Here is a 16,111-nt window from a genome sequence, read left to right as displayed (position 1 = left end):
TGGCGCCGCCTAGCGTTTGCGGGCGAACCAGATTATGTGGTGCGGCCCCTTGTTATTCGGGCGAGCCCTCACGCGGCGCTCCTCCACTTCGAAGCCCGCTTCCTTGAGCCTGCGGGTGAACTTGTAATCTGGCGCCGCCGACCAGACCGCGAGAATGCCGCCGGGCCGTAGGGCGTCTCGAGCCTTCCCAAGCCCCGTTGTAGAATAAAGCCGCTGGTTGCCATCGCGCACGATGCCGTCGGGCCCGTTGTCGACATCCAGCAAGATCGCATCCCACTTGTCACAGCTCCCGTCATTTGCATCGTCGATTAGCGCTGCGACATCGCACAGGACCACGTCCCCGCGCGGGTCGGACAGCGTGTCTCCCGTCAATTCCGCGAGCGGACCCTGCGCCCATTCGAGGATTTCCGGCACGACTTCCGCCACGACGATCTCGGCGCCCTCGCTCGCCTTCTCCAGCGCCTTGCGGAAGGTGAAGCCCATGCCATAGCCACCGATCAGCACGCGCGGATTGGCATGATCGAGTTCGGCAAGGGTCAGCTCTGCCAGCTGTTCTTCGCTGAACTGCATGCGTGTGCCCATCAGTTCGTCGCGCCCGACCATGATGATGAAGTCGCGACCATGACTGATCAGGGTCAGCGTTTCTCCATTGGGCACTTCGGCAGTGGCGACGGTTTTGCGCGGCAGCATCGGGATCTCCAGCAGGTGTTGACCGCCCCGATAGCGGCTTAGCCTCGCCTGCGATAGCTAGCCGGTGACTTCGAGGACCATGTTGGTCGGCGTTTCCGATGCGCGGCGTACCTTTTGAAAGCCCGCTTCCTCCAGCACTTCGGTCAGGCGTTGCTGTCCCGCCTGCGCGCCAAGCCCGAGGCCGACATCCTGAGCGAGCGAGGCGGGCGTGCAGACCGTGGTCGAGAAGGCGTAGAATATCTGGCCCAGAGGATGCATGTTCTCGGCCATGCTGTCGCCGGCCATCGGCTCCACCAGCATGAAGGTGCCGTCGTCTTTCAACGTCTCGCGAATATGGCGCGATGCGCCGACCGGGTCCCCCATGTCGTGCAAAGCATCGAAGATGCAGGCGAAATCGTAATCCTCGCCCGGATAATCCTGCGCAGAGGCAACTTCGAACTGCACATTGTCGACGCCGGCGGCCTTCGCCTTGCGCTTGGCTTCCTCGATAGATGGCTCGTGGAAGTCGTATCCATGGACCGTCGACTTCGGATAGGCCTGGGCCATCAGTATCGCCGATGATCCGTGCCCGCAGCCGATATCGGCGATCTTCGCGCCGGCCTTCAGCTTTTCTTCGACCCCGTCGAGGGCTGGTATCCATTCGCTGGTAAGATTGGCGGCATAGCCGGGGCGGAAGAAACGGTCGGTGCCGCAGAAGCAGCATTCGCTCTGGTCGCTCCACGGGCGGCCCTTGCCGCTCTTGAACGTCTTCACCGCCTTTTCGTGGCTCTCGTATTGCGAGACGACCGCCTGGATGAAACCCTGCATGCAGGCTGGCTGCCCTTCGCGCGAGAAAATCAGCGCCTGTTCCGGGCTGATCGAGAAGGTCTCGTCTTCACGATGGAAATTGACGTAGCCCGCCGCGCTGACCGAACCGAGCCACTGGTGCAGGTATTTCTCGTTCATGCCGGTGTGTTCGGCGAGTTCAGCCACGCTTACGCGGCCCATTTCATCGAGTGCCTCGAAAACGCCGGTCTGGTCGCCCAGGTAAGCCATGTACAGGCTAAGCGCGCCGGCCACATCGCCGATCACCTTGCCGGCCAGTTCCTCAACCTTCGCCATATCGCTCTGTTCGCTCATCTTCGCTCTCCCTCATGCGGTTAAGCGACCCGGCGTCTCCGATGCGACCTGTGGTTTTTGGAGGGGCGACTCGCGCGTTGTGCTGCGGCGCCATCCTGACCTGACGATAGCACATCCCATCGGCACACGAAAAAGGGCCGCAGGTTTCCCCGCGGCCCCTCTTCAATCGGCTGGTAGCGGATCAGTCCTTGAGGAAGTCAGGGACGTGGGCTTCACCGCCACCGTCCTTGTTTCCGCCGTCCCGATCGCCGCGATCGCGACGTGGGCCACCACGGCCGCCACGACGATCGCCGCCACGACCGCCACCGCCGCCACGCGGGCCACGGTCACCGCGCGGTTCGCGCGGCGGGCGGGTGTCTTCCAGCTCTTCACCGGTTTCCTGGTCGACGACGCGCATCGACAGGCGAACCTTGCCGCGGTTGTCGATCTCGAGGACCTTGACCTTAACTTCTTGGCCTTCCGACACGACGTCGGTCGGCTTTTCCACGCGTTCGTTCTTCATCTCGCTGACGTGGACGAGACCGTCCTTGCCGCCCATGAAGTTCACGAATGCGCCGAAGTCGACGATGTTGACGACCTTGCCGGTGTAGATCTTACCGACTTCCGCCTCTTCGACGATGCCTTCGATCCACTTCTTCGCGGCTTCGATCTCGTCGGCGTTGGAGGAGCTGATCTTGATCACGCCCTCATCGTCGATGTCGACCTTGGCACCGGTCTCTGCGACGATTTCGCGGATGACCTTGCCGCCCGTGCCGATAACGTCGCGGATCTTCGACTTGTCGATCTGCATCGTTTCGATACGCGGAGCGTGCTTGGACACTTCACCACGAGCCGAACCCAGGGCCTTCTGCATTTCGCCCAGGATGTGCGCGCGACCTTCGCTGGCCTGCGCCAGTGCGGTCTTCATGATCTCCTGCGTGATGCCGGCGACCTTGATGTCCATCTGGAGCGAGGTGATGCCCTTCTCCGAACCGGCAACCTTGAAGTCCATGTCGCCGAGGTGATCTTCGTCACCCAGGATGTCCGACAGGACGGCGAAGTCGTCGCCTTCGAGGATGAGGCCCATCGCGATACCCGAAACCGGGCGTTCGATCGGCACACCGGCGTCCATCATCGACAGACAGCCGCCGCACACGGTCGCCATCGAGGACGAGCCGTTGGATTCGGTGATGTCCGACAGGATGCGGATGGTGTACGGGAAATCTTCATGATCGGGCAGGACCGGGTGCAGCGCGCGCCATGCGAGCTTGCCGTGACCGGTTTCGCGGCGGCTGGTGAAGCCGAAGCGACCCACTTCGCCGACCGAATAGGGCGGGAAGTTATAGTGCAGCATGAAGTGGTTGTACGACAGGCCTTCGAGGCCGTCGATCATCTGCTCGGCATCCTTGGTGCCAAGCGTGGTGGTGCAGATCGCCTGCGTTTCACCGCGCGTGAACAGAGCCGAACCGTGGGTACGGGGCAGGAGGCCGACCATCGCCTCGATCGGGCGAACTTCGTTCAGCTTGCGGCCGTCGATGCGCTGGCCATCCTTGAGGATGGCCCCGCGAACGATTTCCGATTCCAGCTTCTTGACCGCCTTGTTGGCGACCATCTGCGTCTGCGGTTCTTCGTCGGCGAAGGCTTCCTTGGCCTTTTCGCGGGCGGCGTTGAGCGCGTCCGAACGCTGCGACTTGTTGGTCAGCTTGTACGCAGCAGCGATGTCGTCGCCGACGATGCCGCGCAGCTTTTCCTTGATTGCCGAGGTATCGTCCGAAGTGTCGATTTCCCACGGGTCCTTAGCAGCCTGTTCAGCGAGGTCGATGATCGCACCGATGACCTTGCGGCTTTCCTCATGCGCGAACATGACGGCGCCGAGCATTTCCTCTTCGGTCAGTTCCTTGGCTTCGGATTCCACCATCATCACCGCGTCCTGCGTCGCAGCGACGACGAGGTCGAGACGACCGTCTTCGCCAAGCGCATCGTCCAGGCTCGGGTTGAGGATGTATTCGCCATCGTTCGAGAAACCGACGCGTGCAGCGCCGATCGGGCCCATGAAGGGCACGCCCGAAATGGTCAGCGCAGCCGAAGCGGCGATCATCGCAACGATATCGGGTTCGGTTTCGCCGTCATAGGACAGGACCTGGGCGATGACGTTGATTTCGTTGTAGAAGCCTTCCGGGAAGAGCGGACGCACGGGGCGGTCGATCAGGCGGGAAGTCAGCGTTTCCTTCTCCGTCGCGCGGCCTTCGCGCTTGAAGAATCCACCCGGGATACGGCCCGCGGCGGAGAATTTTTCCTGGTAGTGGACGGTCAGCGGGAAGAAGTCCTGCCCTTCGCGTACACTCTTGGCGGCGGTCACGGCGCACAGCACCACGGTTTCGCCATAGGTGGCCAGAACGGCGCCGTCAGCCTGACGGGCGATCTGACCGGTTTCGAGAGTGAGGGTTTTTCCGCCCCATTCAATCGATACGGTTTTCTTGTCGAACATGTATTTTCCTTATGAACCCGCGGGCCGCCATATTGCGGAGCGGGGCCTACTTGTGCCGGGTATACCGTCCCGGTCCGGTGCGAGGCGTCATGTACTGCCTCATTGAAGCTCCTGTGCCGGATTGCGCAGGAGGCCAAATGCGAAGAAGGGCGACCCTTGCCGAGCCGCCCTCCTCGAAACTCTTACTTACGAAGTCCCAGCTTCGCGATCAGGGCGTTGTAACGCTCCACATCCTTCTTCTTGAGATAGGCGAGGAGGTTACGGCGCTTGTTGACCATCATCAGAAGGCCGCGACGCGAGTGGTTGTCCTTGTGGTTGGCCTTGAAGTGATCCGTCAGGTTGCGGATACGTTCGGTCAGGATCGCGACCTGTACTTCGGGCGAACCGGTGTCGCCGTCTGCCTGCGCGTTGTCCTTGATGATCTCTTGCTTCTTCTCGGCGGTAATCGTCATATTCATTCTACTCCGCGACATCCGGTAGGTTGAAGCCCCGGACGACCGTGGCCGTCCCTCCGATGAGTTCCACCAGCGCAACGGGAGTATCCTCCAGCTTCGCGAAATAGAGCCCGTCGGTGTGGGGCAGGTCCGACAATACCCGGCCCTGGCGGACCGCCTGCGCGCTGTCGGGATCGAGGGATAGAGCCGGGATGTCGTCCAGCCCCGCCTCTAGCGGCAGGAGTAGGTGTTCAAGAGGCGCGCCCTTAGCGATTTCCTCCAGCTTGTCCAGCGAAATCGCCTGATTTTCATGGAAGGGACCCGCCTTGACGCGCCTGAGATAGGTGACGTGACCGACACTTCCAAGCGCACGCGCGATGTCCCGTGCAAGAGAGCGGATATATGTCCCTTTGGACACATGCGCAGTCAGCGTCATTGCATCAGCCAGTTCGAGCGGGGCAGCCACATCGTAGGGGTCGGGACGCCCTGCGCTGGTCTGGAAAGCGGACTTCAGTTCCGGATCCTCGCGCTCTCCGGCCATGGTCAGGCTGTGGATCGTGACGCGGCGCGTCTTCATCTCTACCTCTTCCCCGGCACGGGCGAGGTCGTAGGCGCGCTTGCCGTCGATCTTGAGGGCGGAATATTTCGGCGGGATCTGTTCGATCTCTCCGGTAAAATGTTCGAGCACCGCAGCGATTGCGGCCATGGGCGGGCGGCGGTCGCTGCGCTGGATCACCTCGCCTTCGGTGTCGAGCGTGTCGGTTTCTTCGCCGAACTGGATGGTGAACTCGTAGATCTTGCTGGCATCGAGCATCCGACCGGCCAGCTTGGTCGCCTCGCCGAGCGCGATCGGCAATACGCCCTCTGCCAGCGGATCGAGCGTGCCGCCGTGGCCGACCTTGGTCTTGGCATAGCCGCCCTGACGAAGCACGCGCTTGACCATGCCCACGGCCTGCGTCGAACCAAGCCCGCGCGGCTTGTCGAGCACGATCCAGCCGTGCGGAGCGGGTTTTGCAGCGCTCATCAGGACAGCGCCAGTTCGACCGACTGTGCGATGCCCACGAAGAATTCCATGATCCACATGACCGGTGGCCAGATTGTCCTCTCGATCCACCGCGCATCGGGAAATATCCAGGCGGCAGCGATGATCACGAATATCAGCGTCATGCCCAGCGCCTGGAGCTTCTGCCAGTGCCTCGCCCATTTACGCGGCAAAAGGCCGCCAAGGATGTGCGAGCCGTCGAAAGGCGGGATTGGCAGGAGGTTGAACAGGGCAAGGAAGGTGTTGATGAGAATGAAGTAGGTGAAGGCGGTCAGCGCCCATTCCGGCAATGACGATCCCCAATTGGTCGCGAAAGCCGCGGCAATGCCGACGATTATCGCAGCGAGGAAAGCGAGGGCAATGTTCATCCCCGGCCCGGCTGCTGCGACAGCCATCATCCCGTAGCGCGGATTGTCGAGGCGGCGGGGGTTCACCGGTACAGGCTTGGCCCAACCGAAAACAGGCCCGCCGAACAGCGCCAGCGCACCGGGAACAAGCAATGTCCCGACCGGATCGACATGGCGAACCGGGTTGAAGGAAAGCCTGCGTTTTTCCTTGGCGGTGGGATCCCCCAGTGCCAGTGCCGCCCATCCATGGGCAACCTCGTGAAACACGATAGCGATTATCAGGCACGGGATCAGGATCGCCGCGAGAATGAGTGTTTCCGTCATCGAACCAAGATAGGGTGCAGAGCGCGCCTGCGCACCCCTATTGCCCCAGCGCCTGCGAAAAATGCTTGCGGCACATGGCAACGTAGCGGTCGTTGCCGCCAATTTCGGTCTGAGCGCCCTCGCTCACTGCCTTGCCGTTTTCATCGACCCGCAGGTTCATCGTCGCCTTGCGTCCGCAATCGCAGACCGCCTTCATCTCGACCAGCTTGTCCGCAATACCGAGCAGCGTAGCGGAGCCGGGAAACAGCTCGCCCTGGAAGTCAGTGCGCAGGCCGTAGCAAAGAACGGGAATGCCTGCCTCGTCGGCCAGTTTCGCCAATTGCCAGACCTGGTCGGGGGTGAGGAATTGCGCCTCGTCCACCAGCACACAGGCGAGCGGCGTTTCGGCATGTTCGGCCAGGACGTGCGCCGCGATGTCGGTTTGCTGCTCGAAGCGGTTGGCATCGCTGGCGAGGCCGATACGACTGGAGATTGCTCCGAAACCGGGCCGGTCGTCGAGCGCGGCGGTCCATAGCGATACCTTCATCCCGCGTTCGCCGTAGTTGAAGGCGGTCTGGAGCAAGGTCGAGCTCTTCCCCGCATTCATACTGGCAAAATAGAAATACAGCTTGGCCATGGCCTGCTCTAGCGCGCCCGCCCACAGCTGTTAAGGAGACCGTCAGACAGGATTGGGGATGACACCCCGACCGCGACGAAAAGATTAGCGACAGGGATTTCGATGGCAGAGGCGAGCACCGCACCCAATACGCAGACAGGCATCCTGGGATGGGTAGAGCGAACGGGCAACAAACTGCCCGATCCGGTTTTCATCTTCTTCTACCTGATCATCGCGCTGGTCGTCATATCGGTGATCGCGGCATTGAGCGGCGTTTCCGCCCAGCACCCGACCGCGCTGGACGAGAATACGGGCGGCGCGCTGGTCATCGAGGCGGTGAGCCTGTTGTCGCCGGAGAACATCCAGCGGCTCTGGGTGGAAATGCCCGCGACATTCACGCACTTCCATCCGCTCGGTTATGTCTTGGTCGTCATGCTTGGCGCAGGCGTTGCCGAACGCTCCGGCTTCTTCGCTGCGGGCATGTCGAAAGCGGTGAAGAGCGCTCCAAAGTCCCTGCTGACCCCGGTGGTGGCTCTGGTCGCGATGATCGGCAATCACGCCGCCGACGCGGGCTATGTCGTCCTTATCCCTCTGGCAGGCATCCTGTTTGCGGCTGCCGGGCGCCATCCCCTTGCCGGGATCGCTGCGGCCTTTGCCGGGGTTTCGGGAGGTTTCTCCGCCAATGTCTCCCCCGGCCAGCTCGACGCGCTGCTGTTCGGTATTACGGAAGAAGCCGTCGGCGCCAGCGCGCTCGACCCGACATGGACGGCCAACATCGCCGGTAACTGGTACTTCATCGTGGCGATGACGGTGCTTTATCTCCCGATCATCTGGTACGTGACCGACAAGGTCATCGAACCGCGCCTGGGCGCCTGGACCAAGGGCGCGGTTGCGGGTGCGAATGACGATGCGCCCGTCGAAGTCGACGGGGAAAAGGCCAGCAAGGGCCTTCGCGCAGCAGGTCTCGCCGCGCTGTTCGTGTTTGGCCTGTGGGTGCTGATGGTCTTTGCCCCCGGCACCCCGCTGGTCGACGAGGCCGCTTGCGAGGGCATTCCGGCAGCCGATTGTTCGATCCACACGGAACTGCGTCCGCTGTACCAGTCGCTCGTGGCAGGCTTCTTCCTGCTCTTCCTGCTGACCGGCTGGGCCTATGGCCGCGCTGCGGGCACGATCAAGGACCACCGCGATCTCGTGAACATGATGGCGGAAAGCATGAAGGACATGGGCTATTACCTCGTCCTAGCTTTCGCTGCCGCGCACTTCGTTGCAATGTTCGGCTGGTCCAACCTTGGCCTCATCACCGCCGTCCACGGCGCTGCGGGGATCGAGAGCACGGGCCTGCCCCTGCCGCTCGTCCTCGGCCTCATGGTGATCTTCGCGGGCCTGCTGAACCTCTTCGTCGGTTCGGCCAGTGCGAAATGGGCGCTGCTCGCCCCGATCCTCGTTCCGATGCTCATGCTGCTCGGCATCAGCCCTGAAGGTGCGACGGCGGCCTACCGCGTGGGCGACAGCGCGACGAACATCATCACGCCGCTAATGGTCTATTTCCCGCTGATCCTGGTTTTCGCCCAGCGCTGGGTGAAAGACTTCGGCCTCGGCAGCCTGACCGCGATGATGCTGCCCTATTCGGTATGGCTGCTGATCTCAGGCGTCCTGCTGATCGTGGGCTGGTTCTATCTCGGCATTCCGCTTGGGCCCGATGCACCGGTCGGCTACACCCTACCCTCGGCGGCGGCCCCGGCAATCATGCAGTAGGGCTTACTCTTCGTCCCCGAGGTCGCGCGCGACCTTGGGGTCGGACAGGAGTTGCTCGATCCGGTCCGCCTCGTCGAAGCTTTCATCGGGCTGGAAAGAAAGCTTGGGCGCGAATTTGAGGCCGAGGCGCTTGGCCACTTCCTTCTGGAAGAACGCCGTGTTCGTGCGCAATGCCTTCAACACGGCCGTCTCGTCCTGGCCGAGCAAGGGCTTCACGTAAGCCTTCGCATTCCTGAGGTCCGGCGTCATCCGCACCTCGGTCACGGCGATGTTCGATGCGCGCAGCACGTCGTCATGCGCTTCGCCCCGTGCGAGCAGTTCGGACAGGATATGCCGCACCCGCTCGCCGACCTTGAGGACGCGAACGGATTGCTGTTCGGGTGTCGAATGCTGGTGCTTGGCCATCAGGCGAACTCTTCCATTTTTGCCAGAATGCGTTTGAGCGAGGTCATGTTCCGTGCCGTGCCTCGGCAGCCGAGCCGCTTCTCGATAAAACGGCCGGTGAGATCGGAAACACCGACCCCATCCACATAATCCAGATAGAGCACACGGTCACCCAGCGCGAGCCGTTCCGCCCCGCGATCTCGGTGCGCTTCGAGCAATGCCTCGAAACCACCCGCCACAGGTTGCTGCGGCAGGAAGATGGTGTGCACCATCGTGTCCGATCCTTCGCCGTGAAACGGATTGTCATCGATGGCAGAGCGAACCTCTTCGACTGTCCGCACGACAACGAAGCCGGTGATCCCGAATTCTTCCTCGATCAATCGGGCAATCCTGCCACGAAGCACCTCTTCGTCTTCGTCGCTTCTCAGGATGACGTTCCCGCTGGCTGCCACAGTTTCGACTTCACCGAAATCACGGGCGCTCATGCGATCGCGCAAGTCCGCCATCTTGATGCGGTTGCCGCCGATGTTGATGCTGCCGAGCAGTGCAAGGCGCGTGCTCATGCCTCGCTGCCGGGGCGCGGTGTAGGGATCGCCGTGCTGGTCGAACGCGCGAGCAGGTTGCCTGCGTCGTCGAACAACTCGCCTTCGAGATAGATCACACGGCGACCGCGCTTGATCACTCGTCCCTTGCCGACCAGCGGACCTGCCATCACGGGCCGGATCAGCGTCATGGTAATGTCGAGATTAAGCGGCGCTTCCACGTGGTCGGTAGCCCAGACATGCGCCCAGCCCATGACTTCGTCGAGGAAGCCCGCGACCAGTCCGCCCTGCACGGTGCCGCGCGGCGTGATGAAGCTGTCGGGTGCAGTGAAGCGGAGCGTGATTTCCTCACGCTGCGCATCGAAGCTATCGAACTCGACGCCCATCAGGTCTGCATGGGCGGCGTCCCGATTATGCTGTCTTTCGCTCACGTCTCGCGTCCCGGCAGGGGTGTCGGAAGCGCAGTGGATGTGGCCCGCGCCAGGACTTGTCCCTCGCTATCGAGCAGCTCGCCCTCAAGATAGGCGACGCGTTTGCCTGCCTTTACCACCCGCCCCTTGGCCGTAATGGTTTCCAGGGGGACCATGCGCAGGAAGGTCAAATTCATATCGAGATTAAGCGGCAGGCGAATGCCTTCTTCCCCGAACTTCGCCTCAGTCACGGCGAGCAGTGCGCCCCCCATGACCTCGTCCAGGAACCCCGCGATCAGTCCGCCCTGCACCGCGCCCCGCGGGGACGCGAAGCTCGGCGGCGGGGTAAAGCGCGTGGTAAGTTCGCCCCTCTCTTCATCGAAAGAGACGAACTCGGATCCCATCAGCTCGGCAGAGGGCGAGCGCTGGCCTTCGTAAATCCTAGCCATTCACTCGCACTCCTTCACAGCGTGCGTTCACGCTCCTCGACCTCGAACACCTCGAGCTGGTCGCCCGGCTGGATGTCGTTGGTGTCGGCAAGGACCACACCGCATTCGAGACCGGCGCGGACTTCGTCCACGTCGTCCTTGAAACGGCGCAGCGAGGCGATGGTGGTGGCCGAGACGATGACGTCGTCGCGCGTAAGGCGTGCGTGCAGCCCCTTGCGGATGACGCCTTCCTCGACCAGCAGGCCTGCGGCCTTGTCCTTCTTGCCCGAGCGGAACACTTCCTTGACTGCGGCACGGCCGACGACGTTCTCGATCCGCTCCGGACCAAGCTCGCCTGCCATCTCCTTCGCGATCTCCTCGGTCAGGTGGTAGATGACGTCATAGTACTTCATCTCCACGCCATCGCGCTTCACCAGTTCACGCGCCTTCGCATTCGGACGCACGTTGAAGCCGATGATCGGCGCATTCGAGGCAGCTGCGAGCGACACGTCGCTTTCCGTGATCGCGCCTACGCCTGCATGCAGGACGCGGACCTTGATCTCGTCGTTGGAAAGGTTGTGCAGCGCAGTCGTGATAGCCTCGACCGAACCCTGCACATCGGCCTTCACCAATACGGGGAATTCGATGACATTCGCAGCGAGGTTGTTGAACATCGTGTCGAAGCTCGTCGGAGCAAGCGCGGTGCGCTTCTCGGTGGCCTTTTCCTGACGATATTCGGCCACTTCACGCGCACGCTGTTCGTTCTCGACCACGGTCAGCACGTCGCCTGCGCTCGGCACGCCGCCGAGACCCAGGACTTCGACAGGCATCGAAGGACCGGCCTTCTTGATCTGCTTGCCCTGGTCATTGACGATCGCACGCACACGGCCACTTTCCGTACCGACAACGAAGGTGTTGCCACGCTCCAGCGTACCGCGCGTGATGAGCACGGTCGCGACCGGGCCGCGGCCCTTGTCGAGCTGGGCCTCGATGACGGTGGCTTCCGCCATGCGGTCGGGGTTCGCCTTCAGTTCGAGCAGTTCGGCCTGCAGCGCGATCTTCTCGAGCAGTTCGTCGAGACCGGTCTTCTCCTTGGCGGAGATTTCCACGTCCTGCACATCGCCGGACAGTTTCTCGACGATGACTTCATGTTCGAGCAGGCGATTGCGGATGTTGTCCGGATTGGCTTCCGGCTTGTCCATCTTGTTGATCGCCACGATCATCGGGACGCCCGCAGCCTTGGTGTGATTGATGGCCTCGATCGTCTGCGGCATGATGCCGTCATCGGCAGCGACCACCAGAACCACGATATCGGTCACATTGGCACCGCGCTGGCGCATTTCGGTGAAAGCGGCGTGGCCCGGTGTATCGAGGAAGGTGATCTCGTCACCACCCTTGGTCTTCACTTGGTAGCTGCCGATGTGCTGCGTAATGCCGCCAGCTTCGCCCTTTACTACGTTTGCGCCGCGAAGCGCGTCGAGCAGGCTGGTCTTGCCGTGGTCGACATGGCCCATGATGGTGACGACCGGAGGACGCGGCTTCAGCGTTTCTTCCGGATCGACATCCTCTTCGGCTGCGATGTCGACATCGGCTTCCGACACCTTCTGGATATTATGACCGAACTGTTCGACGAGCAGTTCCGCCGTATCCTGGTCGATCGTCTGGTTGACGGTGACCATCATGTCGAGATTGAAGAGCTCCTTCACGAGGTCGGCACCCTTCTCGCCCATGCGCTTGGCCAGCTCGCCGACGGTAATCGCTTCGGGCACGACCACGTCGCGGACCTGCTTTTCGCGCGGCTTGTTCGAACCGCCACCCTGCAAGCGGCGTTCCTTTTCACGCGCACGCTTGAGCGCGGCGAGGCTGCGCGCACGGCGGCCTTCGTCCTCATTGAGCGCCTTGTTGACGGAAAGCTTGCCCGAACGGCGCTTGTCCGGCTTTTCTGCGGTGCGCGCGGGCTTTTCGTCCTTCTTCTTGCGTTCCGGCTTCTTGATTTCCGGACGCTTCACGGGCGTGAACTTGCGCGCAGCCGGGGTCGGGGTTGCTTCCGCGGCTTCTTCGGAAGGCGCAGCCTCTTCCGCTGTGGCCTCGGCCGGAGCTTCCTTGGCAGCCTTCTTCGCCTGCTTGGCCGCTTCTTCCTCGGCCTTGCGGTTGTCTTCGGCGCGCTTTTTCTCGTCTTCGGCAGCCTTCTTCGCCTGCTGCTCTTCACGCTTGCGCGCTTCTTCCGCCAGCTTCAGGCGCTCTTCCTCGGCCTCGCGCTGGAGGCGAGCGACGCGTTCCTGCGGCGTTTCCGCATCGGCAGCGGGCTTCTTGGGCGCAGGCTTCTTCGCTGTGGGCGCGGGAGCGGGCGCAGGAGCGGATTCCGGTTCGGGAGCCGGTGCTGGCGCGGGGGCAGGGGCCGCCTCGCCGGGTTTGACGAGCTTGCGGCGGCGCTTCACCTCGACCGCAACCTTGTTGGTGCGGCCGTGGCTGAAGGTCTGCTTGACCTCGCCCGGCTGAGCACCCTTCAGGGTCAGCGGCTTGCGGGCAGGTTTTTTCTCTTCGTCGCTCATTCTTGCTCGTTTCTCTTCTGCGTATCGTTCGTATCGTCTTCGGCGCGCGTAGAGGCACGCCCATCGTCGGCCGGGATAGTGAGCCCCTGGTAATGCATGAGGCGCATCAAGGGTTTGCGTATCCTTGCGGCCGATGCATCGTCGGCCAAAGCGAAATGGACGACATTGTCGCGGCCCAATGCCACAGACAGTGCGTCACGGTCCAGTGGGAGTGTCCACCCTCGCATTCCCGACCCTTCGGCATCGCTGCCGACGCGCCAGGCCTGGTCCAGCTTCTTGCGTCCGTCCTCGCTCGCATCGCTGGCATGCAGCAACAGTGCCACACCTCCGTTACGGGCGGTCTCGGCAATGCGTTGCGTACCCAAGATAAGCGCTCCGACGCGCATTTCGAGACCCAGTCGGTCGAGAAATACACGGGTCAGGGCATCTTCTATCTTCGCGGGCAGATTTTCCGGAATCTCGAGATCGCCCGTCTTGAATGCGCGCGACAGCCCGCTTTTCAACTTGCCGTTCGCAAACGCCTCTTCGATCGCGGCACGGTCGCTGCATACCCAGGCCCCGCGCCCCGGCGCTTTCTCCTGCGCGTCAGGCAGGACAAGGCCCGAAGGCGAGACGGCAAGGCGCACCAGCGCATCGCGCGAACCGGTCTCTCCGGTTAGCACGCAGCGCCGCTCGGGCTCCGGTTTACGGGGCCGCGAGACTTCAGCGATGTCGGGGCTCAGGCGCTCATTGGGTGGAGTCCGCATCGGCGGCCTCCTGCGTGTCGGTCGTCTCGGCAGCAGCCGGAGCTTCCTCTTCGTCTTCGAACCAGTGCGCGCGGGCAGCCATGATGATCTCGTTGCCCTGCTCTTCGGTCAGGCCATATTCGCCGAGCACGCCGCCCTTGTCGGCTTCGCGCTGGGGGCGATCGCGGCGCATCGGCGGGCCGTCCGGATTGTTGTTCCGGCGACGCGGTGCCTCACGCCGCTTGGCGATCAGTTCGTCGGTCGCGAGATCGGCGACATCGTCGAGCGTCTTGAGACCTGCCTTGCCGAGCGTGACGAGCATCGCTTCGGTCATGTGCGGCAGTTCGGCAAGGTCGTCTTCGACACCCAGTTCGCGGCGTGCCTCGCGGTGCGCAGCTTCCTGGCGATCCAGTGCTTCCTTGGCGCGGTTCTGGAGTTCTTCTGCCAGCTCCTCGTCGAAGCCTTCGATGCTCGCGAGCTCTTCCAGCTCGACGTAAGCGACTTCTTCCAGGTCTGCGAAGCCTTCTGCGACGAGCAGCTGCGAAAGCGTTTCGTCGACGTCCAGTTCGGCTTCGAACATGTTCGAGCGCTCGGCGAATTCCTTCTGGCGCTTCTCCGAGGCTTCTTCCTCGGTCATGATGTCGATCTGGTTGCCGGTCAGCTGGCTGGCGAGACGCACGTTCTGGCCGCGGCGGCCGATGGCCAGCGAAAGCTGGTCGTCGGGCACGACGACTTCGATGCGACCATCTTCCTCGTCGAGCACGACGCGGCTGACAGTTGCCGGCTGGAGCGCGTTCACGATGAAGGTCGCGCCGTCATCGCTCCACGGGATAATGTCGATCTTCTCGCCCTGCAGTTCCTGCACGACGGCCTGGACGCGGCTACCCTTCATACCGACACAGGCACCGACGGGGTCGATGCTGCTGTCGTGGCTGATGACGCCGATCTTGGCGCGGCTGCCCGGATCGCGGGCAGCGGCCTTGATCTCGATGATGCCGTCGTAGATCTCGGGCACTTCCTGCGCGAACAGCTTGCGCATGAAATCGGGGTGCGCACGGCTGAGGAAGATCTGCGGGCCGCGATTGTTGCGTTCCACCTTGGTGATGAGCGCGCGCACACGCTCACCGACACGGGCGGCTTCACGCGGGATCTGCTGGTCGCGGCGGATGACGCCTTCGGCGCGGCCGAGATTGACGATCACGTGGCCGAATTCGACCGACTTGATGACGCCGGTGATGACTTCGCCTGCGCGATCCTTGAATTCTTCGTACTGACGCTCACGCTCGGCGTCGCGGACCTTCTGGAAGATCACCTGCTTGGCCGACTGCGCGTCGATGCGGCCGAGATCGACTGGGGGCAGCGGATCGACGATGAAGTCGCCGATCTTGGCGTCCTTCTCCAGCTTCTGCGCAGCCTTGAGATCGACCTGCTTGAAGTAGTCTTCCACTTCTTCGACGACCTCGACGACACGCCACAGGCGAAGGTCGCCGGTCTGCGGGTCGAGCTTTGCACGGATATCGTTTTCTGCACCGTAGCGGTTGCGGGCAGACTTCTGGATCGCCTCTTCCATCGCTTCGATCACGATGGATTTGTCGATCATCTTTTCCGATGCGACGGCGTTTGCAATCGCGAGGAGTTCAGCCTTGTTGGCGGAAATGGCACTGGCCATCAGTCGTCTGCCTTTTCTTCTTCGATGTCGTCGGCACCGCTCGTATCGAGCGGCTGGGTGGCGGCAATGAGCGCGTCGGTCAAGACGAGCTTTGCCGAATGGATCTGGTGACGGTCGAGACGTACCTCTCCCGCCTTGGCATCCACGATGAGAACCTCATCGCCTTCGATGCCCTTCAATTCGCCCTTGTAGGTGCGCTGGCCGTCGAAACCCTTGTCCATGGAGATCTTGGCTTCGTGTCCGGCCCAATTGGCGAAATCCTTGGGACGGGTCAGCGGACGGTCGATACCGGGCGAACTGACTTCGAGGTGATAGGCACCTTCGACCAATACATCGCCCTGCTCTTCCAGCTCGTCGATCCGGTCGGAGACGCGGCGCGAGAGCGCGGCGCATTGTTCGATCACCAGCTGGCCCGTCGCCGGGTCCTCGGCCATGATCTGCAATGCCATCCCGCCATCACCGGCTTCGGACGGCATCATCTTGACGCGCACGAGATCGAAACCCAGCGCATTCGCTTCGGGTTCGATGACTTCGGTCAAGCGGTCGATATCGGCCATTCATACTCCGGTTCGGATTGGCATTGCGACAACGGGGTTTGGTGCCGGCCCCTTTCGGCGCCAGCCCTACA

At 62.5% G+C, this 16,111-nt stretch carries 16 protein-coding genes; 1 reads left to right on the top strand and 15 read right to left on the bottom strand.

All coding sequences use genetic code 11. The annotated features are described in order from the left end of the window. Positions 1 to 9 precede the first annotated feature (9 nt). The 7 genes from BM173_RS11705 to BM173_RS11675 form a co-directional block, all read right to left on the bottom strand. Positions 10 to 690 carry a spermidine synthase family protein gene (locus BM173_RS11705; RefSeq protein ID WP_090481899.1) on the bottom strand — a complete coding sequence of 227 codons (681 nt, stop codon included), beginning with the start codon at positions 688 to 690 and terminating at the stop codon, positions 10 to 12. Between the two features lie 57 nt (positions 691 to 747). Then, a complete protein-coding gene (locus tag BM173_RS11700) occupies positions 748 to 1,809 on the bottom strand; it encodes a class I SAM-dependent methyltransferase (RefSeq protein ID WP_090481896.1) in 1,062 nt (353 codons plus the stop codon). Between the two features lie 181 nt (positions 1,810 to 1,990). Continuing rightward, the gene (gene pnp, locus BM173_RS11695; protein ID WP_090481892.1) at positions 1,991 to 4,276 is read right to left on the bottom strand and encodes a polyribonucleotide nucleotidyltransferase; all 2,286 of its coding nucleotides are present in this window, start codon (positions 4,274 to 4,276) and stop codon (positions 1,991 to 1,993) included. Between the two features lie 182 nt (positions 4,277 to 4,458). Next, on the bottom strand, positions 4,459 to 4,728 hold the full coding sequence (gene rpsO / locus BM173_RS11690; RefSeq protein WP_090482753.1) for a 30S ribosomal protein S15: 270 nt from the start codon (positions 4,726 to 4,728) through the stop codon (positions 4,459 to 4,461). Positions 4,729 to 4,735: 7 nt separating this feature from the next. After that, positions 4,736 to 5,734, bottom strand: a complete 999-nt coding sequence (gene truB, locus BM173_RS11685; RefSeq protein WP_090481890.1) for a tRNA pseudouridine(55) synthase TruB — start codon at positions 5,732 to 5,734, stop codon at positions 4,736 to 4,738. Beyond that, positions 5,734 to 6,423 (bottom strand): site-2 protease family protein, encoded by a 690-nt coding sequence (locus tag BM173_RS11680; RefSeq protein ID WP_090481887.1) that lies wholly within the window; start codon positions 6,421 to 6,423, stop codon positions 5,734 to 5,736. Before BM173_RS11680 ends, truB begins: the two co-directional genes overlap by 1 nt. Positions 6,424 to 6,460: 37 nt before the next feature. Continuing rightward, positions 6,461 to 7,039 carry a thymidine kinase gene (locus tag BM173_RS11675; protein ID WP_090481881.1) on the bottom strand — a complete coding sequence of 193 codons (579 nt, stop codon included), beginning with the start codon at positions 7,037 to 7,039 and terminating at the stop codon, positions 6,461 to 6,463. Between the two features lie 102 nt (positions 7,040 to 7,141). Here BM173_RS11675 and BM173_RS11670 point away from each other — a divergent pair, with 102 nt between their 5' ends. Next, positions 7,142 to 8,773, top strand: coding sequence for an AbgT family transporter (locus BM173_RS11670; protein WP_090481878.1), 1,632 nt, complete (start codon positions 7,142 to 7,144; stop codon positions 8,771 to 8,773). Between the two features lie 3 nt (positions 8,774 to 8,776). Here the strand turns inward: BM173_RS11670 and rbfA are convergent, their stop codons facing one another. From rbfA to rimP, 8 genes are read right to left on the bottom strand one after another with little or no spacing between them, the layout of a single operon-like run. Continuing rightward, positions 8,777 to 9,178 carry a 30S ribosome-binding factor RbfA gene (rbfA, locus tag BM173_RS11665; RefSeq protein WP_090481875.1) on the bottom strand — a complete coding sequence of 134 codons (402 nt, stop codon included), beginning with the start codon at positions 9,176 to 9,178 and terminating at the stop codon, positions 8,777 to 8,779. After that, positions 9,178 to 9,720: a DUF1697 domain-containing protein gene (locus tag BM173_RS11660; protein WP_090481872.1), complete on the bottom strand. Its 543-nt coding sequence runs from the start codon at positions 9,718 to 9,720 to the stop codon at positions 9,178 to 9,180. Before BM173_RS11660 ends, rbfA begins: the two co-directional genes overlap by 1 nt. Then, positions 9,717 to 10,130 (bottom strand): PaaI family thioesterase, encoded by a 414-nt coding sequence (locus BM173_RS11655; protein ID WP_342741980.1) that lies wholly within the window; start codon positions 10,128 to 10,130, stop codon positions 9,717 to 9,719. The genes BM173_RS11660 and BM173_RS11655 overlap by 4 nt, the downstream gene beginning before the upstream one ends. After that, positions 10,127 to 10,558: a PaaI family thioesterase gene (locus tag BM173_RS11650; protein ID WP_090481866.1), complete on the bottom strand. Its 432-nt coding sequence runs from the start codon at positions 10,556 to 10,558 to the stop codon at positions 10,127 to 10,129. The genes BM173_RS11655 and BM173_RS11650 overlap by 4 nt, the downstream gene beginning before the upstream one ends. Positions 10,559 to 10,572: 14 nt before the next feature. After that, positions 10,573 to 13,089 (bottom strand): translation initiation factor IF-2, encoded by a 2,517-nt coding sequence (gene infB, locus BM173_RS11645; RefSeq protein WP_090481863.1) that lies wholly within the window; start codon positions 13,087 to 13,089, stop codon positions 10,573 to 10,575. Beyond that, positions 13,086 to 13,835, bottom strand: coding sequence for a DUF448 domain-containing protein (locus tag BM173_RS11640; RefSeq protein WP_090481860.1), 750 nt, complete (start codon positions 13,833 to 13,835; stop codon positions 13,086 to 13,088). The genes infB and BM173_RS11640 overlap by 4 nt, the downstream gene beginning before the upstream one ends. Then, positions 13,816 to 15,483 (bottom strand): transcription termination factor NusA, encoded by a 1,668-nt coding sequence (gene nusA / locus BM173_RS11635; protein ID WP_090481857.1) that lies wholly within the window; start codon positions 15,481 to 15,483, stop codon positions 13,816 to 13,818. Before nusA ends, BM173_RS11640 begins: the two co-directional genes overlap by 20 nt. After that, positions 15,483 to 16,040 carry a ribosome maturation protein RimP gene (rimP, locus tag BM173_RS11630; RefSeq protein ID WP_090481854.1) on the bottom strand — a complete coding sequence of 186 codons (558 nt, stop codon included), beginning with the start codon at positions 16,038 to 16,040 and terminating at the stop codon, positions 15,483 to 15,485. The genes nusA and rimP overlap by 1 nt, the downstream gene beginning before the upstream one ends. Positions 16,041 to 16,111: the final 71 nt, after the last annotated feature.

This window comes from Qipengyuania nanhaisediminis (assembly GCF_900115585.1).
Lineage (GTDB): Bacteria > Pseudomonadota > Alphaproteobacteria > Sphingomonadales > Sphingomonadaceae > Qipengyuania > Qipengyuania nanhaisediminis.
The sequence above is the reverse complement of the archived record's forward strand: the minus strand, read 5'-3'. Positions and strand labels throughout refer to the sequence as shown.

Bases quoted from the DNA above. Each gene is read 5' to 3' on its own strand.
- nusA (WP_090481857.1), bottom strand. From the start codon at position 15,483: ATGGCCAGTGCCATTTCCGCCAACAAGGCTGAACTCCTCGCGATTGCA.
- BM173_RS11705 (WP_090481899.1), bottom strand. From the start codon at position 690: ATGCTGCCGCGCAAAACCGTCGCCACTGCCGAAGTGCCCAATGGAGAA.
- BM173_RS11675 (WP_090481881.1), bottom strand. From the start codon at position 7,039: ATGGCCAAGCTGTATTTCTATTTTGCCAGTATGAATGCGGGGAAGAGC.
- BM173_RS11650 (WP_090481866.1), bottom strand. From the start codon at position 10,558: ATGGCTAGGATTTACGAAGGCCAGCGCTCGCCCTCTGCCGAGCTGATG.
- pnp (WP_090481892.1), bottom strand. From the start codon at position 4,276: ATGTTCGACAAGAAAACCGTATCGATTGAATGGGGCGGAAAAACCCTC.
- rbfA (WP_090481875.1), bottom strand. From the start codon at position 9,178: ATGGCCAAGCACCAGCATTCGACACCCGAACAGCAATCCGTTCGCGTC.
- rimP (WP_090481854.1), bottom strand. From the start codon at position 16,040: ATGGCCGATATCGACCGCTTGACCGAAGTCATCGAACCCGAAGCGAAT.
- BM173_RS11670 (WP_090481878.1), top strand. From the start codon at position 7,142: ATGGCAGAGGCGAGCACCGCACCCAATACGCAGACAGGCATCCTGGGA.
- BM173_RS11660 (WP_090481872.1), bottom strand. From the start codon at position 9,720: ATGAGCACGCGCCTTGCACTGCTCGGCAGCATCAACATCGGCGGCAAC.
- truB (WP_090481890.1), bottom strand. From the start codon at position 5,734: ATGAGCGCTGCAAAACCCGCTCCGCACGGCTGGATCGTGCTCGACAAG.
- rpsO (WP_090482753.1), bottom strand. From the start codon at position 4,728: ATGACGATTACCGCCGAGAAGAAGCAAGAGATCATCAAGGACAACGCG.
- BM173_RS11680 (WP_090481887.1), bottom strand. From the start codon at position 6,423: ATGACGGAAACACTCATTCTCGCGGCGATCCTGATCCCGTGCCTGATA.
- BM173_RS11700 (WP_090481896.1), bottom strand. From the start codon at position 1,809: ATGAGCGAACAGAGCGATATGGCGAAGGTTGAGGAACTGGCCGGCAAG.
- BM173_RS11640 (WP_090481860.1), bottom strand. From the start codon at position 13,835: ATGCGGACTCCACCCAATGAGCGCCTGAGCCCCGACATCGCTGAAGTC.
- infB (WP_090481863.1), bottom strand. From the start codon at position 13,089: ATGAGCGACGAAGAGAAAAAACCTGCCCGCAAGCCGCTGACCCTGAAG.